Source organism: Kribbella sp. NPDC043289, assembly GCF_056436705.1.
Window position 1 is genome coordinate 259,319 of record NZ_JBWKCB010000006.1, and the last position, 22,302, is coordinate 281,620.

The following is a 22,302-nucleotide window of genomic DNA, read 5'->3' on the forward strand; positions in this document are numbered from 1 at the left end:
CAGCCGCTACCCCTCACGATCCTTCGCCCCGAGCGACAGTTAGCTCAGGTAGTCGGCGATCGGGCCGAGGGTGAGGAGGCCGCTGCCGGCCGCGTGTTCGTCTGCGGCAGGTGCCAGCGCTTCCTGCGCTTTCTTCAACAGCTCACGATCACCCGATCGGCGGGCCGCGTGCGCGGTCAGCGCCCAGTGCGCCTCGAGCAGCAGACCGGGCGGCGGATCCGGCGAACCCTGCACCCAGGGCGCATGCGGGCCGTAGTCGGCCGCGGGGATCGGCTGGTTGTGCCGTACGGCGTGCGCGGCCAGCGCGAGCGGGAGGAGACCGGCGCTCAGACCGGGCATTCCCGCGCCGTCGAGCGTCGCCGCCGCCGCGCGGTAGGAATCCGGAGTGTCTTCGCGCAGAGCGGCGTACCAGCGGGTGAAGACCGCGACGAGTGGGAGTTCGTGTCGCGCCGCGAGTGCGTCGGCGGCCGCGGCGTGCTCGTCGGCGGCCGCGTGATCGGCGTGTGCACAGGCGGACTGCAGCCGGATCAGATGGCCCAGAACCTCGTAGGTGAAGAGGTTGTGGCGCTGCGAGAGGGTGACGAGCTCGGCGCCGATGGCGTCGCGTTCAGAGGCGAGGCCGGCGCGGTGACAGGTCTGCAGGAAGACGCCGTTCAGCGTGAACGCCAGCAGCGCCGGGTCGTCGAGACCGCGGGCGAGCTGCTCGGCCTCGAGCGCCGCCTCGCGAGCGCGGGGTGCGCGCGAACCGCGGGACTCGAGCGCGATCGTCGCAAGCAGGCGGGCGCGGATACTCGGGTGGTCCTGCGTCGGCAGCACCCGTTCGGCGGCCGCCACGATCGCGGCCGCCTGCGTCTCGTCGTCCGACCGCGTCCAGATCGCCGGTACGTCGTACGCCCCGATGACGCGCGCGGTGAGGTCGGGATCGCCGAGTTCCTCCGCGGCCGTCACGGCGGCGAGCCGGTGCCGACGCGCCTCCTCGAGCCCACCGCCGCCGGTGACCGCGAGGTTGCGGAGCAGGCCGACGGTGGATTCGATCCGCGCCCGCGTGCCACCGACGGCCCGGTCGTACGCCGCAGCGGTCTCGGACCAAACGGTCCCCAACGGGGTGAGATGCGTGGCCTGGTTGAGGATGTCGTTCTCCAACCGGCTGAGCCCCGCGCCAGGGTCGACACCGAGCTGACCCACCAGGGTCTCCCGAGCACGACGCAGTACGGCGAGAGCGTCGCCCTGCCGATCGCTCCGGTACAGCGCCAGCGCGAGCAGCCGCCACGCGTCCTCACGCCACGGGTGCTCCGTCACGTGCGCGTCGAGCTCCGGCACGGCCTCGGCCGCGAGTCCAGCCGCGAGCCGCGCCTCCGCGACTCGCTCCACCGCCCGCAACCGCAGCTCGGTCAACCGCGAACGCTCCGCCAGCGCCCACCCTTCGTCGGCGAACTCCGCGTACGCCGGCCCGCGCCACAAAGCCAACCCGCGCTGCAACTCCGGCAACGACGACGAGGTCACCGTCTGCTCGAACCGCCACGCATCGACGGCCTCGGTCCGCAGGGCATAACCAGGACCCGACGTGATCAGCAACCGCGCCGGTGCCCGCGGCGCCCGATCCGGCTCGATCGCCCGCCGCAGCGCTGCCACGAAGGTCCGCAACGCGCTCAGCGCACCGTCGGGCGGATCGGCCCACAGGTCGTCGACCAGCACTCTCGCCGGTACGACGCGCCCGCGCGCCACGATCAACCGGGCCAGGACCGCGCGGTGCCGCGGGCCCCTCAGGTCGACCGGTTGACCGTCCCAGGCCACCACCGGCCCGAGCACACCGAACTCCACGTGGTCACCGTAGCGTGCTCATCGAACGCTCATCGCGCTCCGGCAGGCTGATTCGCATGAAGATCAACGGATTCGACTATCACCAGATCCGAGCGAACGGTGTGACGTCGAACGTCGCCGTCGGCGGCTCCGGTACGCCGATTGTGCTGCTGCACGGCTTCCCGCAGACCCACCTGATGTGGCGGCACGTCGCCACGGACCTGGCCGCCGACCACACCGTTATCTGCCCGGACCTGCGTGGGTACGGCGACACTGACAAGCCGCTCGACGACTACTCGAAACGGACGATGGCGGCCGACGCCGTCGCCGTGGCCCGCGAGCTCGGGCACTCCACGTTCGCACTGGTCGGGCACGATCGGGGTGCGCTCGTCGCGTTTCGCGCCGGTCTCGACCACCCGGAGGTGATCACGCATCTGATGTGCCTCGACGTACTGCCGACCCTCGACATGTGGGAGGTGATGCACGGGACCAGCGCGGCCGTCGGATTCCACCTCTATCTGATGGCGCAGCAGGCCGGGTTGCCGGAGCGGATGATCGCGGCGAGCTCGGACGAGTTCTTCGGCTACTTCCTCGACCTGTGGACCAACGATCCGGAGGCGATCCCCACCGACGTACGGGCGGACTACCTCGCCGCCTGCCGACGCGCCGTACCGTCGATCGTCGCGGACTACCGCGCCTCGGCGACCGTTGACGTCACCCACGACCAGGAAGATCTTGCCCGGGGCAACAAGCTGCGGATGCCGTTGACGGTGATCCAGCAGGACTGGGGCGCCGCCCTCGGCTTCGACGCGGCCGCCCGGTGGAAGGCGTGGGCCACCGACCTCCAGCACCAGACCACCACCGCCGGCCACTTCATGGCCGAGGAAGCTCCCAGCGAAATCACCACTGCGATCAGGACTCTCCTCAAGCGGTGAGGTACGACGTGGACTCGGCGAGTGCCGCGAGCGCGGCGGGCAACGACGTACTGACCAGCCGGCCGTCTCGCTTCACCGGCATACCCCCGACCAGGACCGTGTCGACGTTGCCCGGGTGTGCCGAGGTCACCACGGTCGCAACCGGATCATGCATCCCACCCACCAGGTTGACGTCGGTGCCGCGCAACAGCACGACGTCAGCCTGGTTGCCAACGGCCAGCGACCCAACATCGGTCAGCCCCAGCGCCTGAGCTCCTCCGACAGTCGCCAACTGCAGCACCTCGGCGGCGGAAAACGCTGTATGGCCGAGCGAAAGTACCTCGTGCATCACCCGGAACATGTCCCCGCCGGCCGTGGTCACGACATCGATCCCGAGGCTGAAATCCACCCCGGCCGCACGGAGCCGGCCGGCGAGCAGCTCCCCCATCTGCATCCGCGCCTCGACCGTCGGCGTGGTCGAGACCGCCGCCCCGGTCTCGGCGATCACCTTCAACTCGGAGTCCGGCAAGTTGTTTCCGTGCACGTACAGCGTGTTCCGCCGCGCCAACCCGGCATCGCGCAACCGCGTGATCGGATCGGGTGTGTCCGAGCTGCTGCTGATGTGCACGACCACCGGGACATCGAGCGCATCCGCCAACTCCCAGTCCGCCTGCACCGTCTCGAACGGCGCGAACGACGGCCCGATCGCCGCCACCGCCAACTCGAGACGCTCCGAGCGCCGGTCCATGATCCGCCGCATCTCCCGCGCGTCCACAGCGCCACCGCTCAACGGCGAAGGACCGTACCCGAAGACGGCCCGGATCCCGCTGCGCTGCAACGCATCCAGCGCCGCGTCGGCGTGGTCGGGCGTGCGCTGCACGTGGGAGTAGTCCTGCACCGTGGTGATCCCGGCGTCCAGGCACTCCAACGCGCCGACGAGGTTGCCCGCAGCAACGTCTTCCGCGCGAAAACGTGTTCCGTAGGTTCCGAGGACGCGCTCGAAGTACACCCCGAGATCCGCATCGACCGCGAGGCCGCGGAGCGCGGTCTGCCAGAGGTGCCGGTGGGTGTCGACGAACCCCGGGAGCACGATCCGGTCCCGCGCGTCGATCACCTCGGCGTCGGCCCGCAGTCCGGTCCCGACCGCCGCGATCCGCCCGCCGTCGATCAGTACGTCGGTGTTCCGGCGGACGACCACCTCGGGAGCGGTGTCGATCACGGTCCCACCCTGGAGCAGCAACATGGAGCAATCTCCCTCACTAGAAAGCTTTTGTGAAAGCTATAATCAAAGGAATCTAGGATGTCAACCGTGACCGACGACGCGGTGGACCGGCTGATCGCTTCCTGGGGACAGGAACTGCCCGAAGTGCTGTATCCGAGCAGCGAGCTGACGAAGCGGATCATGACACTGGCCGGCGAGCTGAACGAGACCACGCGGCGGGTGCTGCGCGATCTCGGGCTGACCACGGCGGAGTTCGACGTGATCGTCTCGTTGCGGCGCGGCGGAGCGCCGTACCGGCAGAAGCCGTCGGGTCTGAGCCGGAACCTGCTGCTGTCGTCCGGCGGCACCAGCAACGTGACGAACGGGCTGGTACGGCGGGGGCTCGTGATCCGCGAGCCGGATCCGGACGACGGGCGGGGTACGCAGATCCGGTTGACGCCCGAGGGGATCAGCCTGGCCGAGCAGGCGGTGAAGGCGAGCTCAGCCGCTCACCACGAGCTGTGGGCCGGGCTGCCGGCCGAGACCGTCGAGCAAGCAGCCAAAGCCCTCCGAGAACTCAACCGCCCCCGGGCATGACGAAGGGGCCGGTTCCTGACGGATCCGGCCCCTTCGCCTCTCGTTGTTATCCGGCCTGAAAGTAGGCGCCCTTGAGGTAGTCGTGCACGGCTTCCTCCGAGACCCGGAACGAACGACCCACCCGCACCGCGGGCAGCTCACCGGAGTGCACCAAGCGGTACACCGTCATCTTGGACACGCGCATGGCCGTGGCGACTTCCGCCACGGTCAGGAACTTCACCTCGGCGAGCGGCTGCTCACCACCGGACTTCTTTGATGCCATTGCGCACCGCACTTCCAGCACGGATCGTGCGCCGGCTTCCCCTCCGGCACCTCCGTCCGCGCATGGAACGAGCGTAGTGGCTGTTGGTACGAATGGGAAAGAGGGGGACTTCTGTGACTCAATAACTAGGATCGATACCTAAAAGAGGGAAGCTGGCGTCGCGTGTCGCCTTGATCGCGCGGTCGAGCCAGGTATCGGGGTTGTAGCCGCTGGACCAGTCGACGTACGCCGCGTCCCGGCCGTCGGTCATCCGCACCGGCGCAACTCGGCCGAACCGCATCTGGACCTCCTCGCGCCACGCCTCCGGTACCGGAGTCAGCGGGTCGATCGGGTGCCCGGCGACGATCGCCAGCAGATGCGTCCAGGCCCGCGGTACGACGTCGACGATCGCGTACCCGCCACCGCCGGTCGCGATCCACTTCCCGTCGGTCAGCTCGTGCGCGAGCTCGTGCAAGGCGAGGTACGCCGCCCGCTGCCCGTCGATCGTCTTCGTCAGGTGGGCCAGCGGATCCTCGACGTGCGAGTCGCACCCGTGCTGCGTGACCAGCACCTGCGGCCGAAATGCCTTCACCACGTCCGGGACGACCGCATGGAACGCGCGCAGCCAGCCCGCGTCCCCGGTCCCGGGCGGCAGTGCGACGTTGACCGCCGTACCCTCGGCGTTCGGGCCGCCGGTCTCGCCGGCGCTCCCGGTGCCGGGAAAGAGTGTGGTCGGCGACTCGTGCAGGCTGACCGTGAGGACCCGCGGGTCGTCGTAGAACACGGTCTGTACGCCGTCCCCGTGGTGCACGTCGACGTCGACGTACGCGACCCGGTCCGCACCATGGTCGAGCAACCACTGGATCGCGATCGCCGGATCGTTGTAGACGCAGAAACCGCTGGCCTGGTTGGGCATCGCGTGGTGCAGCCCGCCGGAGACGTTCGCCGCGTGCAGTACGTCGCCCTCCCAGACCGCACGCGCCGCCTCGACGCTGGCGCCGACGATGCGCGCCGTGGCCTCGTGCATCCCCGAGAAGCAGTACGTGTCGGTGGTCCCGAGACCGTGGATCGGGTCGGCGTCGTCCGGCTGTTCGCCCGCGCGCTTCACGGCGGCGACGTACTCGGGGGTGTGCACGGTTTCGAGCAGCGCGTCGTCCGCGATCGGCGCCGGGACCACCTTGAGCTCGTCGAGCACCCCCAGGGCGCGGGCCAGCTTGATCGTCAGCTCCACCCGGATCGGACTCATCGGGTGGCCACGGCCGAAGTCGTACGCGGTCAATCCGTCGTCGAAGACCAGCAACGCCTCACCACTCATGTCCCTGACCTTAGCCGTCAGACCTCCGGGATCGGCTTCCCGAACCTGGCGCTCAGCCAGTAGGCGCCGCGGCGCGCGTGGAAGACCGTCATCGCGACGACACCCACCGCGCCGGCGATCAGCGCCGCCCGCGGATGGCCGCCGGGGTGGGCGACGGCGAGCAGCACGCCCGCGATCAGGAACGCCGCCAGCCCGCCGAGCGCGTTGTTGGTGGCGGAGTTGCCGGTCACGTTCGGGAACTCGCGCCCGGTGATGCCCTGCACGAAATGCGGGATGCCGTTGGCCCCCCACAGCCCGGCCAGGAAGGTCAGCAGGATCGCCTGGATCATCGGAGTACCTCATTTTCAGTCTACAAGTGTTGACTGAAACCGTAGACCCGGCCGAGCCCATGAGTCAACACACGTAGACTGAACTTCGTGACGACACGGGTGGAGCAACGGCAACGGACCGAGGCGCGGATCCTGGCCGCCGCGCGGCAACTGTTCGGCGAGCACGGGTTCGACCGGACCACGATCCGCGCGATCGCGACCGCGGCCGACAGCGACCCCGGGCTGGTGATGCGGTACTTCGGCTCCAAGGAGAAGCTGTTCGCGCAGGCAGCCGCGGTCCCGGCAGACGGACCGATCGAGGGCTCGCCGGATCAGATCGCCGAACAGCTCGTCGCCGCCCTGACCGCGAAACTCGCCGACGAACCGACCGCCGCGCTCGCCGCCCTGCGCGCGATGTTCAGCCACCCGGAGGCAGCCGAAGAAGTCCGTACGGCGATGACCGCGCAGCAGCGTCAGGTCGCGGCGCAACTGCCTGGCGAGGACGCCGTGATGCGCTCCGGCGTGATCGGCGCGCTGACCCTCGGGCTGGTCATCTCCCGGCACCTTGTGAAGCTGGACGGGCTGGACGCCACGCCCGAGGAGCTGATGGCCGTCGCCGGGCCACTGATCGAGGACCTGGTGACGCGCGCCTGACGACGCGCGCTCGCGACGACGCGCTCGTGACCCAGTGGAAGGGCGGCGCGACACCCCTCCGTGGTCGCGCCGGCCCGTGACTGGTTCCAACAGTCGATTAATCGGCAGCGGACTGCAAAGCGTTACAAGATTTGCGGAATTATGCCGACGAAACCGCCGAATCCGCGGAGCGCCGACTGCAGACAGTGAGATACAGACCGAGATCCGGACTTGCAAGTCCCCCACCGCGCCCTACAGTTCTCCCGGTGAGGCTCTTCAAACCGAACCGACGGCAGCTCGTCACGGCCGGAGCGGCAGCAGCCGCCGGCCTGGCCGTCTCCCAGACCGCGTCCGCGACCACCGAATTCGCTTCGGCGACGGTCGCGTCGCCCGGACCCTACGGCTCCGGCGTTCTCGGCTCCTGGACGAACACCACCCGGGCCATCTCGACCACTACGCAGATCCACCGGGTGGTCGCGACCAGCGGTGTCTACATGTTCGGCGACAGCATCTCGGTCCAGGACGGGAAGTCGCTGGCGACCCGGCTGCTGGGCCGCGACGGCAGCCAGATGGCCGTCAACAACTGGTCCAGCCGACCCACCTCCGGCGCCGTCGACGCGCTGCAGCAGTGGGCGTCGGCGTACGGCCTGCCGCGGCGGATCCTGATGGCCAGCGGGTCGAACGACATCTTCGACCCGCCGAAGTTCGCCGCCCAGGTCGACCGGGCGATGAGCATCGCGGGCAAGAACCGGACGGTCTACTGGGTCAACCTCCAGGTCGTCCGCAAGGCCGTGACGGCCACCGTGCAACTCGCCGACCAACGCAACAGCTCCTGGCTCAACATGCAGCTGTACGACGCCCAGGAGCGGCACCCGAACCTGAAGGTGATCCGCTGGGCCGAGTGGCTCTGGGTCAAGCCGTACCGGCTGGCGAACTACCTGCGCGACGGTGTGCACCCGTCGGTTCCGCTCGGTCAGGACGCCCGTAACGAGCTGATCGTTCAGTCGCTCACCCAGTGATACGCTGACGGCGTGAACACAAACTTGCAGCTGTGGTGGGCCGCCTAGGGCGGTCCCCCTCGCGTGTTCGCACGCAGCCACTGAGGCCGCCTCTCCGAGGCGGCCTTTTTCGTGCCCTCGGTGGGGCTCCGTACACACCGAAAGGGCAACGATCATGACCTCGCTTTCCGGCATCACCCCGTCCGGCCGTCTGACGCTCGGCAACCACCTCGGCGCCCTGCGCCGGTTCACCGACCCCGACGGGTTCTACTTCGTCGCGAACCTGCACGCGATGACGACCAAGCACGACCCCCGAAGACTCGCCGCCCTGACCCGCGAGTTCGCGACGCTGATGCTCGCGGCCGGTGTCCCCGAGGGCACGGTCTTCGTCCAGTCCGACGTACCCACGCACGCGCAGCTCGCGTATCTGCTCGAGTGCACGTCGTACGTCGGTGAGCTGTCGCGGATGATCCAGTACAAGGAGAAGGGCAACGGCCGGCCGATGACACGGGCCTCGCTGTTCACGTACCCGTGCCTGATGGCCGCGGACATCCTGCTGTACGGCGCCGAGCGGGTCCCCGTCGGCGGCGATCAGGACCAGCACGTCGAGCTGGCCCGCGACATCGCGATCCGGTTCAACCGCGAGTACGGCGACACGTTCGTCGTACCGCAGCTCGCGAAGGCGGCGCTGGCCATGCGGATCAAGGACCTGGCGAACCCGACCGCGAAGATGAGCAAGTCCGACGCCGACGACGCGATCGGCACGATCCGGCTGCTGGACCCGCCGGACGTGATCCGCCGGCAGATCATGCGGGCCGTCACCGACTCCGAGAACGAGGTCCGGCACGACGAGGCGAACAAGCCCGGCGTCACCAACCTGCTGGAGATCCTGGCCGCGTGCACGGACGGCGACCCGGTGCAGCTCGCGCCCGCGTACTCGTCGTACGGCGCTCTGAAGCAGGACGTCGCGGACGCGGTTCTCACCGTCATCGAGCCGCTGCAGAAGGAGTACGCGCGGTTGACGACCGATCCCGGCGCGATCGATCAGCTGCTCGCCCAGGGCCGGGACCGAGCGCTCGACGCGAGCGCGCCCCGACTCCAGGCTGCGGCCCGAGCCATGGGTTTGGCAGGATCAGCACCATGAAGATTCGCGCCGCCACGTTCAACATTCGCAACTCGTCCGCACCCGACGGCGACAACGCCTGGCCGGTCCGGAGGAAAGCGGCGGTGGCGGCGATCGAGCACCTGGACGCCGACGTGGTCGGGCTGCAGGAAGTGCTGCCCGACCAGCTCGAGTACCTGCGCTGGCGGTTCCCGAAGCACGAGATCGTCGGCGCCGGCCGGGAGGACGGGATGAGCGCCGGCGAGCACGCCGCCGTCATGGTCCGGCCGGGCGAGTGGCGGATCGAACGTTTCGAGACCCGCTGGCTGTCCGACGACCCGGGGACGCCGGGGTCGATCGGATGGGACGCCGACCTGACCCGGGTCGCGACGCTGGTCTGGCTGCGGCACCGCGACGGTACGACGGTCGGCGTCGTGAACACGCACTACGACCACGCCGGCGAGGTCGCACAGCTGCAGTCCTCGCGGCTGCTCGCCCGCTGGATCGGCGGATCGCTGCCGTGGATCGTGATGGGTGACCTGAACGCGACACCCGACTCCCCGCCGCTCAAGACCCTCGTCGACGCGGGCCTGCGGCTCGCCGTACCGACCGAGGCCGGCGGCAGCTGGCACGACTTCACCGGCGCCGTCGACGACGACCGCATCGACCACATCCTCGTCACCCCGACGTGGACCGTGACCGACGCGGCCGTCTCGCACTGCCGTCCCGACGGACGAGTGCCCAGCGACCACTGGCCTGTGGTCGCGACACTGGAGCTTCAGTAGCCGCGACGGCGCGGCCGACTACCTGACCTGCCGAACCTCCTGCGGCCAGCCGCAGGCCTCCGCGATCTTGGCCGCCCACTTCTTGGCGGTCTCGTCGTCGGGCACGCTCACCACGGTGAACCCGCCCAGGTACTCCTTGGTCTCGACGTACGGACCGTCGGTCAGCAACACGGTGCCGCTGGTCGGGTCGGCGGCGTAGATCGGCCCGTCCTCGACCAGTCCCCCGGCGAAGACGTACGCACCGGCCTCCTTCAGCTCGTCCAGCACCACCCGGACGAGCGGACTGCGGCCGGCGAACCACTCCTCGGTGTGGTCACCCACCCACTGCTGGTTGAAGTAGATGATGTACTCGGCCACGCCTGCTCCTTCATCGGGCGGACCTGCTGGTCCGCGTTCACCTACCCCACGAACGGCACCGGACCGATCCGACACCGGGGTCAGATTTTCTCCAGAACTTCTTCCCGGAGCCGCTCCAACGCGTCGAACCGCCGATTGCCGTCACCGAGTTGTGAGTCCGGCACGAGCAGTTCGTCGATCCCGGCGTCGGGGTACTGCGCGACGACGTCGAGCACTTCCTGTGCCGATCCCATGATCACGTGCGCCCCGCGGCTCTCCAGCCGTTGCTTCCGCTCGGCCGCCTCGGTGTCCCCCGGTACGACGACCTCGATCATCGCCTGCGCGGAACGGCGTACCGTCTTCGGGTCGCGGCCGATCCGCGCGCAGTGCTCGGCGAACACCGCGCCCTTCTGCGCCGCGAGGTCCGGGCGGCCCCAGTGGTTCCACTCGTCCGCGTACTTCGCGACGATGCCGAGGGCAACCTTCTCGCCGGCGGCGCCGATCAGGATCGGGAGCTTGGCCGGCTTCGGCTCGCAGGGTGCGTCGGTCAGCTGGTAGTACGTGCCGTCGAAGGTCGTGCGGTCCTGGGTGAGCAGGCCCGTGATCACCTGACAGGCTTCCTCGAACCGGGCCAGGCGCTCGCGCACCGGCGGGAGCTCGATGCCGTACACCTCGTGCTCGTTGACCTGCCAGCCGGCGCCGATGCCGAGCACGAACCGTCCGTTCGCCATCTGGTCGATCGTCGCGGCCTGGTTCGCGACCACCGCCGGATGCCGGTAGGTGTTGCCGAGCACCATCGAACCGACCCGCACGCGCTCGGTCCGCGCGACGACGCCGGCGATCAGCGCGAGACATTCGTTGACGGGAACGGACAGGTCGTCCCCGTTCTGCATGAAGTGATCAGCGATCCAGACCCCGTGCCACCCGGTCCGCTCGGCGTACTCCGCCCCTTCGAGCACGTCCGCCCAGTCCCTGGATGCCGCAGGCCACAAAGAAAAGTCCATGCGGTCATCCTCCCTCCTGCGCCGCGAGCACCGCGTCGCCGTTCTCCTCCGCCCACTCTGTGAGCAATCGGATCGGGACCATCAGGGTTCGGCCGAGTTCGGTCAGCTCGTATTCGACGCGTGGTGGGACGCCGCCGTAGTCGGTGCGGGCGACCAGACCGTTGGTCTGCAGGCGGCGGAGCGTCTGGGTGAGGACCTTCTTCGAGATCCCGCCGATCAGCTCGATCAGCTCCGAGTGCCGTCGGGCGTGGTCGTTGAGACCCCACAGCACGACGACGGCCCACTTGTCCGCGATCACCTCGACCGCGAGGCGAGCGGGGCAGTCGGCCAGGAAGACGTCACCAGGTTCCGCACCGTACACAGCGATCAGGGTACCCAGAGGTTCCCACGGCGCTGCCTAGCGTCTGCTGCATGAACAGACTTCCCGAGAGCACCCACCGGCTCTTCGACGAGCCCAAGGACGTCACGCTGATCACCATCGACCCGGACGGGTCGCCGCACGCCTCGATGGTGTGGGTCGGGCGCGACGGCGACGAGCTGTTGATCGGGGTCGAGGAGAGGCATCGCAAGACCCGCAACCTGCGCCGCGATCCGCGGGTGACCGTGGTCGTGCAGGACGACCAGATCAGTCCGCGCGGACTGACGCAGTACCTCGTGCTGCGGGGCACGGTGACGCTCGAAGGGCCCGGGATTCCGCAGCAGTACAAGGCGTTGATGGATCGGTTGACGAAGAAGTATCTCGGTCGGGACGAGTTCCCGTTCGGCAACGAAGCCGTCTACGCGGGCGCGACGATCGTCCGGGTGTCCGTCGACCGGATCACTGGTGAGGGGCCGTGGGTCAGATGACGATGTGCCAGCGGAGGAGGAAAGCGCCGATCGAGAGGACGACGTAGAGGAGGACGAACAGGGTGCCGAGGCCGGGGCGCGGGCGGTGTCGTTGGACCGGGGCGGACAGGGCCCGCTCGCGCAGTACCTCCATGACCGCGGCGACCTCGGCGGTGCGGCCCTCCGGGATGCCGTTGATCTCGTGCTCGTCGGGACCGCGGGTCAGAACCACGTTGTCGTCGCCGATCTCGAGCTTCCCGACGTCCTGCCAGGCGAGGCTCCGGACCAGCATGCTGGTCCGCGCCTTCAGACCGCTCGGGAACAGGTCGACCCGATACAGCACGACACCACCGGCGACGCGCACGACCGACGCGCCGATGATCGTCAGCAGGCCGACCGCGAGCATGTCGCGGGCGCCCATCCACAGCCACGAGTTCAACGCGGGCACGGCAACGAACGGCAGCACGAACAGGGTCCACGCCCACCACGGCGCAGGATCCAGCGGCACCCGCCAGGGCAGCTGCGGCATCTCCTGCTGCGGCGACATCCCCTGCTGCGGCATGTCCTGCTGCTGCGCAGGCGCGGTGTCCGGCTCGACCGAACCTTTACCCATCGGCGGAATCATCCCTCGAACATGGCAGGAAAACCTGGGGGCTTTACCTTAACGCCAGCTGTGAGAGAGGTGTTACTCGGCGGCCAGGTCTCGTGACCGGTTGCGGGCGGCTTCGATCGCGGACAGGAAGGCGGCGCGGACCTTGTGGTCCTCGAGTTCGCGGACGGCGGCGGCCGTCGTACCGCCGGGGGACGTGACGCGCTCCCGCAATACCGTCGGGTGTTCGCCGGTCTCGCGCAGCAGCTTCGCCGAACCGACGACGGTCTGCACGACGAGGTCGGTCGCCGTACTGCGCGGCAGGCCCATGTGGACACCGGCCTCGATCATCGCCTCCACAACGAAGAACAGGTACGCCGGTCCGGAACCGGAGATCGCGGTCACCGCGTCCTGCTGCTTCTCCGGCACGCGGATGACCCGGCCGGTCGCGGCCAGCAGGCTCTCGGCCAGCTCCAGGTGGCTCTCGTCGCAGTGCGCGCCACGCGAGATCGCCGCCATCCCCTCGTCGACCAGGGCAGGCGTGTTCGGCATCACCCGGACGACGGCGACGCCCTCGGGCAGCCGGGACTCGACGAACCCGGTGGTGATCCCGGCGGCCAGCGAGACCACGGTCTGGGTCGGCTGCACGGCCGGCGCGATCTCGGCCAGCAGGTCCGGCATGTCCTGCGGCTTCACCACCAGGACGAGGGTGTCCGCCTGCTTCGCCGCGTCCAGGTTGGACACCACGTCGACGCCGTACCGCTCACGCAGCTCGGTGGCACGCTCCCCCCGGCGCTCCGTGATCAGGAGGTCTTCCGGTCGCCGCCCGGCCCGAATCAGCCCGGACAACAACGTCTCCCCCATCACACCGGCCCCGAGGACGGCCACCTTTGCACTCATGCCCACAGAGTACTGACGAACTGCTCAGATCCTGGTCCCACTGCCCACCAGCCGGGACATAGGCTCTCCTCCCCGCCCCTTCGGACCGAGAAGGATCCGCCCATGCGCCTTCGCCGTACCCTCGCTCTCGCCGTCGGTCTGCTCCCGCTCGCCGCCGGACTGACCCAAGCCACCGCTGCCCAGCCGCCCGCGACCAGCAGCATCGTCGCCGCGGACGAGTCGGACGCCGATACCGACACCGACGACGTCGTCGCCGCCGACGCGACCGAGACCCATCCGCTGAAGGCGACGAAGGCCTCCGGTGCACCGGACTACGACACCTGCCGGTTCGCCGGGTACTCGATCGGCTCGACCTGCTTCAAGTGGGTCGGCGACAACCAGTGGGTCTTCGACGGGTTGACCAACGGCTGGGCCCCGGTGGCACAGGTACAGACGAACTACGGCAAGAACCGCTACTGCCAGGCGCTTCCGTCGTCCGAGGGCTGGAGTTACTGCAACTACGACCACCAGGAAGGCAAGTGCGTCCGGTTCCGGATGTACGAACTGAAGGACGGCGTGACCCGGAACTGGGGAGCCTGGAGCCAGTGGTACGGCACCGGCTACGGCTGGCCGTGCTAGTGACTACTTCTTGCTGATCAGCGAGCGCGCGAAGAACTGCAGGTTGGCGGGACGCTCGGCGAGGCGACGTACCAGATAGCCGTACCAGTCCTCGCCGTACGGGATGTAGACGCGCATCGTGTGACCGAGGCCGGACAGCCGCAGCTGCTCCTCGGGGCGGATGCCGAAGAGCATCTGGTACTCGAAGCTGCCCGGCTGCCGGTTCGCACGGTCGGCGAGCGCGCCGGCGATCGAGATCAGCCGCGGGTCGTGCGACGCGATCATCGGGTAGCCGGCGCCGTTCATCAGGACCTTCATCGCCCGGACGTACGCCTTGTCGACCTGGCGCTTCTCCTGGAACGCGACCGACTCCGGCTCCTTGTACGCGCCCTTGCAGAGCCGGACCCGGGAGCCTGCGTGCGCGAGGTCGCGGCAGTCGGCCTCGGTACGGCGGAGGTACGCCTGCAGGACCGCACCGGTCTCGGGGAAGTCCTGGCGCAGCTCGCGCAGGATCCCGAGCGTGGAGTCGGTCGTGGTGTGGTCCTCCATGTCGAGGGTCACCGTCGTCCCGGCGTTGCGGGCGGCCAGACAGATGGTCCGGGCGTTCTCCAGCGCGATCTTCTCGCCGTCGCCCGGGAGCGCCTGGCCGACGGCCGAGAGCTTCACCGAGACCTCGGCATTCTTCGTCAGGCCGGCCGCGGAGAGCTTCTTCAGCAGGTCGAGGTACGCGTCGGCGGTCGCGGTCGCCGCGGCCAGATCGGTGACGTCCTCACCGAGGTGGTCGAGGGTGACGTTCAGCCCGTTGCTGACCAGTTTCTCGGTGGCCAGCACGGCCTCCGGAGCGGTCTCACCGGCCACGAACCGCGCCACGATGCCACTGGAGACCGGCAGCGACGACACGGCTTTCTTGATCTGGGGGCTGCGGGACATGCCCAGCAGGACTCGCCGAAGCACTACGTGTTCCTCCTCATCAACCCACCCATTTGCCAGTGGTGTCAGCAGGTTACGCGCCTGAACCGAGCGCTCCCTAATCCTGTGGCCGGGACCACACCAGCCCGGTCACTGGTTCGTTCACTGGGTGCGATGGTCGCACCCCTGGTTGTTAGAGGATGCGCTCATGCCCATCTTCAAGCGTCGCAAGCGGATCGTGGTGGACGCCGACCCGATCGGCGCGTTCTGGTCTTGGTGGTCCACGACCGGTGCCGCGAGCCTCGCGCACGCCGTCGCCCAGCGGCAGCCGGCCGACGCCAACGTGGAGCTGAACGAACGGATCGCCCGGATCCACCCGGACCTGGAGTGGGAGCTCGGCCCCGGACTGCTCGCCGAGCACGTCCTGATCGTCACCGCCGCCGGAAACCCCGCGCAACGCGCCGTCGCCCGCCGCTGGCTGCGTGCCGCCCCCTCCTCCGACCAGCTCTGGGAGTACGCCGACCTGCGCCGCCCGGGTCCCGCGGTGACGATCCAGTTCGACGGGCTGCCGCCGGTCGCGATCGACGAGTCCGTGGTGTCCATCGAACCCGACTCGGCCTCGGTCCACGTCGGCGTACACCATCCGGTCTTCGAATCGCTGTCGGTCGATGCGCAGCGGCGGGTGACGTTCCTGATCCTCGACCTGGTGCTCGGCGAGGAGATGGTGGAGACGTGGGTCGGCGCGATCGACACATTGGCCGCAGTGCCGTCGGACGCCGTACCTATTGGTGAACTGCTGCCGGTGGTGGCGGGGTTCGCGGCCGAGCACACGCTGGACGACGGCAGCCCCGCGTGGAAGATGCTGGAGGGTACGCGCGACGGTCAACGGGTGATCGCGACCGCGGAGTACCCCCTGCGCTCGATTCGGCGGCCGCACCTCGACACCCACGTCGCGGTGTCGATCAGCTACCCGAAGGTGCGCGACGACGGTCTCCCCGAATCCGAGATGCTCGACGAACTACGAGCCTTCGAAGACCACCTCACCGATCGTTTGGGTGGCTCCGGAAACCTCCTCGCCCACGAAACCTCCGCCGGCACCCGCATCCTGCACTACTACACCGACGGCACCACCCCCGCCGACGCCCAACTCCAAGCCGCCACCACCGGCTGGCCCCACGGCAAAGTCACCATCACCGTCGAACCAGACCCCGCCTGGCACAACGTGGCCCACCTCTCGGGCTGATGGCGGCGGCTGGCGGCTTCTGCGTCGGCTGACGTGCTGTAGCCCGCCAGCGCCCCAACAGCCCGCCAGCCACCCGCGCCACCAGCCTCGCGATACGGCGCCGGCGCCTGCTAATTGGTGGAGTTCAAGGCGACGTGCCGTGTTGGATGTGGCTGTGGGAGACGACTTGGGGATCGGGTTGCTTGCGCCGGCCGGGGAGCGGCTCGCTGGGCTGACAGACGGGGTTGGTACGTCGGACTGGAGCCGGCTGACGCCTGCTGGGTTGAATGTGCGAGACGTGCTCGACCACGTGGTCGCCGGCAACGTGTTTGCTGTGCGGCTGTTGGCCGGGGCTTCGGCGGCTGAGGCGACGGCGGGTCTGGACGGCGATCAGCTCGGTGCCGACGCGCGGACGGCTGTGGTGGACTCCTGCGCTCGGCAGCTTGCGGCTTTTGCATCGGCTGACAGGGTTCGAGCCCTGCATCATCCGAGTGGCGACATCTCCTTCGCGACGTTCCTGCGCTTCCGGCTCGGTGAACTGATGGTGCACGGATGGGACGTCGCGGTTGGCACGGAGCAGGATCCGGCGCTCGACGCGGCGGTGGTGGACGGGTTGTGGGCAATGGTCGAGCCGCATGTGGACGAGATGCGGGCCATGGGCACCTTCGGTGACGGTGCAAGTCCGGAGCTGCCGGCGGACAGCCCAGTCCTGACCCGCTTGCTCGACGCCTTCGGTCGCCGGATCTGAACCGCCGGCTCGTGCCGCGCCTCGCTCCGAGCGCGTTTGAGGGGCCGGCCCCTCAGATGGTGGGTTGCCCCCTTGAAATCCCAGGGGGCACCCCCCCGCTCGCGGGGGCGGCCCCTCAAACGCGCTGGACCGCGGGCAGGTGCAACCTGGGGGCTTGGGCTTTTCGTCTTGAGGGGGAGATGGAGAGTGGAGGGGCGGATGGCGGAGCGGGACCGGGAGTTTGTCGAGTTCGTCGAGGAGGCCGGGGCGGCCTTGCGGCGGACCGCGTTTCTGGTGGCGGGTGACCGGCATCGGGCTGACGACGTGGTCCAGGACGCGCTGTACAAGCTGTATCTGGCCTGGCCGAAGGTACGCCGGGCAGGGAACCCGTTCGCGTATGCCCGCCGGATCGTGGTGAACGCGGCGTACGACGGCGGTCGGCGACCGTGGCGGCGGGAGGTGACGATCGCCGACGTACCGGATCAGGTCGATCTGGAGGACTTCGCGAGCGGGCACGCCGAGCGGGACGAGGTACTGGAGGCGCTCCGGTCGCTCGGTCCGCGGCAGCGGGCGTGCGTGGTGCTGCGGTACTACGAGGACATGTCCGTCGAGCAGACCGCGGAGATCCTCGGCTGTTCGGAAGGCACCGTGAAGAGTCAGGCGGCGCGGGGTCTCGACACTCTCCGACGGGCCATCGATCGACGGCGTGCGAGCCAGGTGCTGTGAAGGAGAACGAGATGGAAGACGTACGTGAGGTCAGCGCCGAGCTCCACCGGCTGGCCGAGTCCGGGACAGACGAGCCCTTCGACACCGCCCAGGTCCTCGAGCGCGGCCGCAAGGGCCGGCGCCGCCGGAAGCTGTTCGGCGCGGGCGGAGCGGTCGTCGGTGTGGCGGCGATCGCGATCACGGCGAGCCTGCTGCCGAATCTCAGGTCCACGAACGAGCAGGTGGAAGTCGCCGGCAACTCGCAGTTCGGCCCGGTGCCGGGTGTCCCCCGCGGCGAGGCGGCCGCCGACCAGCGGGTCTCGATGGACGAGGCCCAGCGCCGCTGCGCCCTGAGGTACCCGAACCAGAAGCGGAAGCTGCAGGGCCGCGGCACGATCCGGGCGGGTCACCTGGCGATCTACGACATCAAGATCGGCGAGCAGCGCGCGGAGTGCATCGTCCCCGGTGGCGACAAGCCGTCGGCGGAGTTGGTCGCTGCCGCGGCGAAGGACCCGGTGCCGAAGAGCATCCCGGACAAGCTGCGGAACTGTTCGGTGATCGCCTGGATCGACCTGACCGGCTGGCAGGTGGTGGCCTCCGACGACTCGAAGACACTCGGGCAGGCGATCGTGGTCGCGATCTCCCCGTCCGGGCACAAGGTCGTGTCGTGCCAACTGATGGCGGACAGGGACGACTGGTCCCAGTTCGCGCGGACCACGACGTTCGCGACCCTGACCAACCTCAGCGGTGCCGATCCGGTGCTCGACCCCGCCGACAAATCGGCTCGGGCGGACATGTACACCGGCGGCGGTGGTGGCGGCGGCTGCACGAACGGGATCTGTACGACGTGGTCGTCGACCGGCTGGGGCCGCGTGGAGTCGAAGGCGGGCCAGACGGTCCGGCTGCGGATCGGGAAGGGACCGGTCTATCAGGTCCCGGTCGGAGAGGGCGGCTGGTTCGCCTACACCTGGTACACCCAGTCGAAGTACAGGCTGAAGGAGTTCCCGAAGGTCGCGGCGTACGACAAGAACGGAAAGGTCGTCAAGGTCTTCGAGTGATCGCGAGCGACCCTCAGGCGGTACGCCGCTTGAGGGTCGCCGCACCCAGTCCGAGTGCTGCCACGATGAACCCGACGACGACCAGTGCGTCGCCGCCGGTGCCGCTCCCGAAGCCGTTGCCCTTGGCAACCCCGATGACGGCGTCGACCGCATAGGACAGCGGCAGTACGTCGCTGATCGCGTGCAGCACCGTGGGAAGTTCGTCGCGCGGCACGAACAGACCGCAGAGCAGAAGTTGCGGGATCATCACCGCCGGCATCATCTGCACGGCCTGGAACTCGGTCGACGCGAACGCGCTCGCGAACAGGCCGAGCGTCGTACCGAGGATGCCGTCGAGGACCGCGACGACGCCCAACTGCCAGGCCGGGCCCCGGATGTCGAGGTTCAGGGCGTACAGCGAGATCGACACCACCACGAGGGCCTGGACGACCGCGATCAGCGCGAACGCGACGGCGTACCCGAGCAGGAAGTCGAGCTTGGCCATCGGCATCGTGAACAGCCGCGACAGCGTGCCGCTGGACCGCTCGCGCAGTGTCGCGACCGAGGTGACGATGAACATGATGATCGCCGGGAACACCGCCAGCAGCGGCCCGCCGATCCGGTCGAACGTCGTCGGCGAGTCGTGGAACATCCACCACATCAGGCTGACCAGGGCCGTCGGCAACACGATCAGCATCGCCACCGTCCGGTGATCCCGCCGCAACTGGGCGAGCACCCGAGCGGCGACCGCAAACGTCACCCGCGGTGTCATCGCGCACCAGCCTTCCGCTCGATCAGGGTGAGGAACGCCTGCTCGATGTCGCCCGTGCCCGCCGATTCGAGCAGCACCTGCGGCGTGTCGTCGGCGAGCAGTTCGCCGTCCCGCATCAACAACAGCCGGTCGCATCGCGAGGCCTCGTCCATCACGTGACTCGAGACGAGCAGCGTCGCGCCGGCGTCAGCGAGCCGGTGGAACAGGTCCCAGAGGTCGCGGCGCAGGACCGGATCCAGACCAACCGTTGGTTCGTCCAACACCAACAGCTCGGGGTCACCGAGCAGCGCGGCCGCGAGCGACGCGCGGGACCGCTCACCTCCGGACAGTTCGTCGACGCGCGTCCCCGCGTGACTCCGTAGATCGACGGCCTCGATCACCCGATCCACATCGGAGGCCGCGACACCGATGACCGCGGCGAAGAAGCGAAGGTTCTCGGTGACGGTCAGGTCGCCGTACACGCTGGGCTCCTGGGTCACGTACCCGATCCGCCCGCGCAGCCCCGGCGCACCGGCCGGCGACCCGAGCACCGAGATGTCACCGGTCACCCGGGCCTGCAACCCGACGATCGCGCGGATCAAGGTCGTCTTGCCGCAACCGGAGGGACCGAGCAAACCGGTCACCGTCCCGGCCCGGAGGTCGAAGTCGACGCCGTGCAGGACCTCTCGGTCGCCGCGCACCACGACGACGCCACGGCAGCTCACCGCAGTTTTCATCATATGATGAATTTAGCTCGGACGGCGTCCCGTGACAACAGCCCGTCAGATCACGGCGTACCCGGTGGCGTCGCTCAGCTCGGCCAGCGCAGGATCGCCGTACCGCGTCCGCAGTGCGCCGAACCGCCGTACCTTGTCGACGCCGAACCGGCGTACCTCCGTGGCGTACGTGTCACCGGAGAGGAACACCGGCGGAGTGCGCTTGCTGTGGAACTTGTCGGCGTACATGACCAGCTCCTCCTCCGGCGTCCGCGGCACGTAGTCGCCGACCGGGATCGGCAATGACTGGCGTACGACGTCGTCGCGGGTGATCCCGACACCCGTGTGACACGACGCGAACCGGCACAGCTCGACCGGGAAGCCGAGCGACGCCAGCAACTCGTGCCCGAGCACACCGTGCCGGACGTACGCCGTCGATTCCAGCCGGTAGACGCCGATGTCGTGCAGCAACGCCCCCGCACGAACCAGATCCGTGTCGATGTCCAAGCCGGCGAAGAACTGCGAAGCCACCGAGCACACCAACTGACAGTGCTCGTAGACGAGTTCGAACGCGGACCGGCTCGGCGCATGGTCCTTGTGCAGGACGCGGATCTCGCCGTCGGTCGGGATCTGCATCAGCCGGTCAGGTGCTGCTGGAGGACAGGCGCCAACCGGTCGATGAGCGTTTCGACGTCGAGCGACGCGACCGGCTCGAGCTCGACCAGGTAGCGGACGACCGCGGCCCCGACCAACTGTGTCGCGACGAGGCCGACCCGCAACTGCGCGTCGGGGACATCGAGCATCTGGGCGACTGGCTGGATGATCATCTGGGTGATGCCTTCGCGCATCATCCGGGCCACCTCTTCACTGCTCACCACGCTGCGGAACAGCGCCTTCATCCGCTGCTGCCCGTCCGGCGACTCCCACGCCCCGAGGAACGCGCTCGCGATCCGCCGGCCGGTCTCCTCGCGCGGTCCGTCAACGATGTACGCCGCGATCTGGCGCGGGTCGACCGGGATCGCCATCGCCTCGATGAACAGCTCGTCCTTGCTGTCGAAGTAGTGGTGCACCAGCGCCGCGTCGACACCGGCCTGGCGCGCGACCGCACGCAACGAGGTGGCCGCGAATCCCTTGTCCGCAAAGGATTCCCGCGCGGCCGCGACGATCTCTCCCCGGGTGTCCGGTCCACCGGGGCGACGGCCCGGCGTACGACGGGACGCCCGGGGGGCTGTCACGGAGTCAGCTCCGAGATCTCACCGTCCGGCGTGACCGCGAACGGCGTCTTGCGGGAGCTGGTCCGGATGAAGTGTTTGCGGGTGAACTCCAGCGACTCGACCAGGTCGACCTCGCGCTCGGACCGGCTGGTCGCGCGGCGGGTGTTGATCTCGATGATGATGTGGCCGCGGAAGTCCTGGTTCGCCAGGCTGCCCAGCAGGTCGGCCGCACGTTGGGTACCGCGGCCCGGGACCAGGTGCTCGTCCTTCGCGGAGCCGGTGCCGTCGGTGAGGTGGACGTGGGTGAGGCTCTTGCCCATCGTCGCGGCCAGCTCGACGCAGTCCTGCTCCGCGGTGGAGGCGTGCGACAGGTCGAGCGTGGTGTGCGCGTAAGTCTGCTCGGTCGGGTCCCAGCTCGGCGCGTACGCCTGCAGGTCGCGGCCGGGCGCGCGCCACGGGTACATGTTCTCGACCGCCAGCGTCACGCCCGTCTCGGCCTCCAGCCGGGCGACGCCCTCGACGAACCCGCGCGCGTAGTCGCGCTGCCAGCGGAACGGTGGGTGCACGACGACCACGTCGGCGCCCAATTCCTTCGCGGCCTCGGCGCTGCGCTCGAGCTTGCTCCACGGGTCGGTCCCCCAGACCCGTTGCATGATCAGCAGGGTCGGCGCGTGGATCGCGAGCACCGGCAGCTGGTGGTAGTCGATCAGCCGCTGGATCGCGTCGATCTGGGTACTCAGCGGATCGATCCCGATCATCACCTCGACACCGTCGTACCCGAGCCGGGCCGCGAGCTCGAAGCCGCTGGCGGTGGACTCGGGATAGACGGAGGCGGTGGACAGGCCGATCTTCGCGGTCGTGCGGGGGTTCATTGGT

Annotated in this window: 28 protein-coding genes; 12 read left to right on the plus strand and 16 right to left on the minus strand. The window is 69.0% G+C overall.

What is annotated here, in order from left to right:
* Positions 1-39 precede the first annotated feature (39 nt).
* Positions 40-1,821, minus strand: a complete 1,782-nt coding sequence (locus AC0662_RS31955) for an AfsR/SARP family transcriptional regulator (protein WP_478305303.1) — start codon at positions 1,819-1,821, stop codon at positions 40-42.
* A gap of 56 nt (positions 1,822-1,877) precedes the next feature.
* On the opposite strand from AC0662_RS31955, the gene AC0662_RS31960 reads away from it, so the two are divergent.
* Positions 1,878-2,735 carry an alpha/beta fold hydrolase gene (locus tag AC0662_RS31960; protein WP_478305305.1) on the plus strand — a complete coding sequence of 286 codons (858 nt, stop codon included), beginning with the start codon at positions 1,878-1,880 and terminating at the stop codon, positions 2,733-2,735.
* Here AC0662_RS31960 and AC0662_RS31965 read toward each other — a convergent pair.
* Entirely contained in the window at positions 2,725-3,957 is a 1,233-nt protein-coding gene (locus AC0662_RS31965) for an amidohydrolase family protein (protein ID WP_478305307.1), read from the minus strand. The genes AC0662_RS31960 and AC0662_RS31965 overlap by 11 nt on opposite strands.
* A gap of 57 nt (positions 3,958-4,014) precedes the next feature.
* Here AC0662_RS31965 and AC0662_RS31970 point away from each other — a divergent pair, with 57 nt between their 5' ends.
* Positions 4,015-4,512 carry a MarR family winged helix-turn-helix transcriptional regulator gene (locus AC0662_RS31970; protein ID WP_478305309.1) on the plus strand — a complete coding sequence of 166 codons (498 nt, stop codon included), beginning with the start codon at positions 4,015-4,017 and terminating at the stop codon, positions 4,510-4,512.
* A 46-nt stretch (positions 4,513-4,558) separates the two neighbouring features.
* Here the strand turns inward: AC0662_RS31970 and AC0662_RS31975 are convergent, their stop codons facing one another.
* From AC0662_RS31975 to AC0662_RS31985, 3 genes are all read right to left on the minus strand, one after another.
* Positions 4,559-4,774, minus strand: coding sequence for a helix-turn-helix domain-containing protein (locus AC0662_RS31975; protein WP_387770531.1), 216 nt, complete (start codon positions 4,772-4,774; stop codon positions 4,559-4,561).
* Between the two features lie 118 nt (positions 4,775-4,892).
* The gene (locus AC0662_RS31980) at positions 4,893-6,068 is read right to left on the minus strand and encodes an acetoin utilization protein AcuC (protein WP_478305311.1); all 1,176 of its coding nucleotides are present in this window, start codon (positions 6,066-6,068) and stop codon (positions 4,893-4,895) included.
* A gap of 17 nt (positions 6,069-6,085) precedes the next feature.
* On the minus strand, positions 6,086-6,397 hold the full coding sequence (locus AC0662_RS31985) for a hypothetical protein (protein ID WP_478305313.1): 312 nt from the start codon (positions 6,395-6,397) through the stop codon (positions 6,086-6,088).
* A gap of 87 nt (positions 6,398-6,484) precedes the next feature.
* Here AC0662_RS31985 and AC0662_RS31990 point away from each other — a divergent pair, with 87 nt between their 5' ends.
* The 4 genes from AC0662_RS31990 to AC0662_RS32005 all read left to right on the plus strand — a co-directional run bounded on the left by AC0662_RS31990 (position 6,485) and on the right by AC0662_RS32005 (position 9,894).
* Positions 6,485-7,030, plus strand: coding sequence for a TetR/AcrR family transcriptional regulator (locus AC0662_RS31990; protein ID WP_452193373.1), 546 nt, complete (start codon positions 6,485-6,487; stop codon positions 7,028-7,030).
* A gap of 245 nt (positions 7,031-7,275) precedes the next feature.
* A complete protein-coding gene (locus tag AC0662_RS31995; protein WP_452193371.1) occupies positions 7,276-8,028 on the plus strand; it encodes an SGNH/GDSL hydrolase family protein in 753 nt (250 codons plus the stop codon).
* A 154-nt stretch (positions 8,029-8,182) separates the two neighbouring features.
* On the plus strand, positions 8,183-9,151 hold the full coding sequence (trpS, locus tag AC0662_RS32000; protein ID WP_478305315.1) for a tryptophan--tRNA ligase: 969 nt from the start codon (positions 8,183-8,185) through the stop codon (positions 9,149-9,151).
* Entirely contained in the window at positions 9,148-9,894 is a 747-nt protein-coding gene (locus tag AC0662_RS32005) for an endonuclease/exonuclease/phosphatase family protein (protein WP_478305317.1), read from the plus strand. The genes trpS and AC0662_RS32005 overlap by 4 nt, the downstream gene beginning before the upstream one ends.
* Positions 9,895-9,912: 18 nt before the next feature.
* On the opposite strand, the gene AC0662_RS32010 is transcribed toward AC0662_RS32005, so the two are convergent.
* The 3 genes from AC0662_RS32010 to AC0662_RS32020 all read right to left on the minus strand — a co-directional run bounded on the left by AC0662_RS32010 (position 9,913) and on the right by AC0662_RS32020 (position 11,595).
* Positions 9,913-10,251 carry a YciI family protein gene (locus AC0662_RS32010; RefSeq protein WP_478305319.1) on the minus strand — a complete coding sequence of 113 codons (339 nt, stop codon included), beginning with the start codon at positions 10,249-10,251 and terminating at the stop codon, positions 9,913-9,915.
* 80 nt (positions 10,252-10,331) lie between these two features.
* The gene (locus AC0662_RS32015) at positions 10,332-11,234 is read right to left on the minus strand and encodes a TIGR03560 family F420-dependent LLM class oxidoreductase (protein WP_452193363.1); all 903 of its coding nucleotides are present in this window, start codon (positions 11,232-11,234) and stop codon (positions 10,332-10,334) included.
* 4 nt (positions 11,235-11,238) lie between these two features.
* Positions 11,239-11,595 (minus strand): winged helix-turn-helix transcriptional regulator, encoded by a 357-nt coding sequence (locus AC0662_RS32020; protein ID WP_478305321.1) that lies wholly within the window; start codon positions 11,593-11,595, stop codon positions 11,239-11,241.
* A gap of 50 nt (positions 11,596-11,645) precedes the next feature.
* Between AC0662_RS32020 and AC0662_RS32025 the strand changes: the two genes are divergently transcribed.
* Positions 11,646-12,080 (plus strand): PPOX class F420-dependent oxidoreductase, encoded by a 435-nt coding sequence (locus tag AC0662_RS32025; protein ID WP_478305323.1) that lies wholly within the window; start codon positions 11,646-11,648, stop codon positions 12,078-12,080.
* Here the strand turns inward: AC0662_RS32025 and AC0662_RS32030 are convergent.
* Positions 12,073-12,672 carry a hypothetical protein gene (locus tag AC0662_RS32030; RefSeq protein ID WP_478305325.1) on the minus strand — a complete coding sequence of 200 codons (600 nt, stop codon included), beginning with the start codon at positions 12,670-12,672 and terminating at the stop codon, positions 12,073-12,075. The two genes, AC0662_RS32025 and AC0662_RS32030, sit on opposite strands and share 8 nt — an antisense overlap.
* Before the next feature lie 72 nt (positions 12,673-12,744).
* Positions 12,745-13,548: a pyrroline-5-carboxylate reductase gene (gene proC, locus AC0662_RS32035; protein WP_452193355.1), complete on the minus strand. Its 804-nt coding sequence runs from the start codon at positions 13,546-13,548 to the stop codon at positions 12,745-12,747.
* Positions 13,549-13,650: 102 nt separating this feature from the next.
* Here proC and AC0662_RS32040 point away from each other — a divergent pair, with 102 nt between their 5' ends.
* Entirely contained in the window at positions 13,651-14,166 is a 516-nt protein-coding gene (locus AC0662_RS32040; RefSeq protein WP_478305327.1) for a hypothetical protein, read from the plus strand.
* 3 nt (positions 14,167-14,169) lie between these two features.
* Here AC0662_RS32040 and AC0662_RS32045 read toward each other — a convergent pair whose 3' ends face one another.
* Positions 14,170-15,099: a proline dehydrogenase family protein gene (locus AC0662_RS32045; protein ID WP_478305329.1), complete on the minus strand. Its 930-nt coding sequence runs from the start codon at positions 15,097-15,099 to the stop codon at positions 14,170-14,172.
* A gap of 163 nt (positions 15,100-15,262) precedes the next feature.
* Here AC0662_RS32045 and AC0662_RS32050 point away from each other — a divergent pair, with 163 nt between their 5' ends.
* The 4 genes from AC0662_RS32050 to AC0662_RS32065 all read left to right on the plus strand — a co-directional run bounded on the left by AC0662_RS32050 (position 15,263) and on the right by AC0662_RS32065 (position 18,766).
* Complete coding sequence (locus tag AC0662_RS32050; RefSeq protein ID WP_452193349.1) at positions 15,263-16,297, plus strand: DUF695 domain-containing protein; 1,035 nt, start codon at positions 15,263-15,265, stop codon at positions 16,295-16,297.
* 154 nt (positions 16,298-16,451) lie between these two features.
* Positions 16,452-17,024: a TIGR03086 family metal-binding protein gene (locus AC0662_RS32055; protein ID WP_478305331.1), complete on the plus strand. Its 573-nt coding sequence runs from the start codon at positions 16,452-16,454 to the stop codon at positions 17,022-17,024.
* 198 nt (positions 17,025-17,222) lie between these two features.
* Entirely contained in the window at positions 17,223-17,729 is a 507-nt protein-coding gene (locus AC0662_RS32060; protein ID WP_478305333.1) for a SigE family RNA polymerase sigma factor, read from the plus strand.
* 11 nt (positions 17,730-17,740) lie between these two features.
* Complete coding sequence (locus AC0662_RS32065; RefSeq protein ID WP_478305335.1) at positions 17,741-18,766, plus strand: hypothetical protein; 1,026 nt, start codon at positions 17,741-17,743, stop codon at positions 18,764-18,766.
* Between the two features lie 13 nt (positions 18,767-18,779).
* Here AC0662_RS32065 and AC0662_RS32070 read toward each other — a convergent pair whose 3' ends face one another.
* The 5 genes from AC0662_RS32070 to AC0662_RS32090 are packed head-to-tail and all read right to left on the minus strand — an operon-like array spanning position 18,780 to position 22,298.
* The gene (locus AC0662_RS32070; RefSeq protein WP_452193342.1) at positions 18,780-19,517 is read right to left on the minus strand and encodes an ABC transporter permease; all 738 of its coding nucleotides are present in this window, start codon (positions 19,515-19,517) and stop codon (positions 18,780-18,782) included.
* Positions 19,514-20,236: an ABC transporter ATP-binding protein gene (locus AC0662_RS32075; RefSeq protein WP_478305337.1), complete on the minus strand. Its 723-nt coding sequence runs from the start codon at positions 20,234-20,236 to the stop codon at positions 19,514-19,516. Before AC0662_RS32075 ends, AC0662_RS32070 begins: the two co-directional genes overlap by 4 nt.
* A gap of 42 nt (positions 20,237-20,278) precedes the next feature.
* Entirely contained in the window at positions 20,279-20,848 is a 570-nt protein-coding gene (locus AC0662_RS32080) for an HDIG domain-containing metalloprotein (protein ID WP_478305339.1), read from the minus strand.
* The gene (locus AC0662_RS32085) at positions 20,848-21,447 is read right to left on the minus strand and encodes a TetR/AcrR family transcriptional regulator (RefSeq protein WP_478305341.1); all 600 of its coding nucleotides are present in this window, start codon (positions 21,445-21,447) and stop codon (positions 20,848-20,850) included. Before AC0662_RS32085 ends, AC0662_RS32080 begins: the two co-directional genes overlap by 1 nt.
* Positions 21,444-22,298 (minus strand): sugar phosphate isomerase/epimerase family protein, encoded by an 855-nt coding sequence (locus tag AC0662_RS32090; protein ID WP_478305343.1) that lies wholly within the window; start codon positions 22,296-22,298, stop codon positions 21,444-21,446. Before AC0662_RS32090 ends, AC0662_RS32085 begins: the two co-directional genes overlap by 4 nt.
* Between the last annotated feature and the right edge of the window lie 4 nt (positions 22,299-22,302).

Coding starts and splice junctions, on each gene's coding strand:
- AC0662_RS31985 (WP_478305313.1), bottom strand. CDS start 6,397: ATGATCCAGGCGATCCTGCTGACCTTCCTGGCCGGGCTGTGGGGGGCC.
- AC0662_RS32060 (WP_478305333.1), top strand. CDS start 17,223: ATGGCGGAGCGGGACCGGGAGTTTGTCGAGTTCGTCGAGGAGGCCGGG.
- AC0662_RS32030 (WP_478305325.1), bottom strand. CDS start 12,672: ATGGGTAAAGGTTCGGTCGAGCCGGACACCGCGCCTGCGCAGCAGCAG.
- AC0662_RS31980 (WP_478305311.1), bottom strand. CDS start 6,068: ATGAGTGGTGAGGCGTTGCTGGTCTTCGACGACGGATTGACCGCGTAC.
- AC0662_RS32070 (WP_452193342.1), bottom strand. CDS start 19,517: ATGACACCGCGGGTGACGTTTGCGGTCGCCGCTCGGGTGCTCGCCCAG.
- AC0662_RS32065 (WP_478305335.1), top strand. CDS start 17,741: ATGGAAGACGTACGTGAGGTCAGCGCCGAGCTCCACCGGCTGGCCGAG.
- AC0662_RS32025 (WP_478305323.1), top strand. CDS start 11,646: ATGAACAGACTTCCCGAGAGCACCCACCGGCTCTTCGACGAGCCCAAG.
- AC0662_RS32075 (WP_478305337.1), bottom strand. CDS start 20,236: ATGATGAAAACTGCGGTGAGCTGCCGTGGCGTCGTCGTGGTGCGCGGC.
- AC0662_RS32005 (WP_478305317.1), top strand. CDS start 9,148: ATGAAGATTCGCGCCGCCACGTTCAACATTCGCAACTCGTCCGCACCC.
- AC0662_RS31965 (WP_478305307.1), bottom strand. CDS start 3,957: ATGTTGCTGCTCCAGGGTGGGACCGTGATCGACACCGCTCCCGAGGTG.
- AC0662_RS32050 (WP_452193349.1), top strand. CDS start 15,263: ATGCCCATCTTCAAGCGTCGCAAGCGGATCGTGGTGGACGCCGACCCG.
- AC0662_RS31975 (WP_387770531.1), bottom strand. CDS start 4,774: ATGGCATCAAAGAAGTCCGGTGGTGAGCAGCCGCTCGCCGAGGTGAAG.
- AC0662_RS32080 (WP_478305339.1), bottom strand. CDS start 20,848: ATGCAGATCCCGACCGACGGCGAGATCCGCGTCCTGCACAAGGACCAT.
- AC0662_RS31970 (WP_478305309.1), top strand. CDS start 4,015: ATGTCAACCGTGACCGACGACGCGGTGGACCGGCTGATCGCTTCCTGG.
- AC0662_RS31960 (WP_478305305.1), top strand. CDS start 1,878: ATGAAGATCAACGGATTCGACTATCACCAGATCCGAGCGAACGGTGTG.
- AC0662_RS32040 (WP_478305327.1), top strand. CDS start 13,651: ATGCGCCTTCGCCGTACCCTCGCTCTCGCCGTCGGTCTGCTCCCGCTC.
- AC0662_RS32090 (WP_478305343.1), bottom strand. CDS start 22,298: ATGAACCCCCGCACGACCGCGAAGATCGGCCTGTCCACCGCCTCCGTC.
- AC0662_RS32015 (WP_452193363.1), bottom strand. CDS start 11,234: ATGGACTTTTCTTTGTGGCCTGCGGCATCCAGGGACTGGGCGGACGTG.
- trpS (WP_478305315.1), top strand. CDS start 8,183: ATGACCTCGCTTTCCGGCATCACCCCGTCCGGCCGTCTGACGCTCGGC.
- proC (WP_452193355.1), bottom strand. CDS start 13,548: ATGAGTGCAAAGGTGGCCGTCCTCGGGGCCGGTGTGATGGGGGAGACG.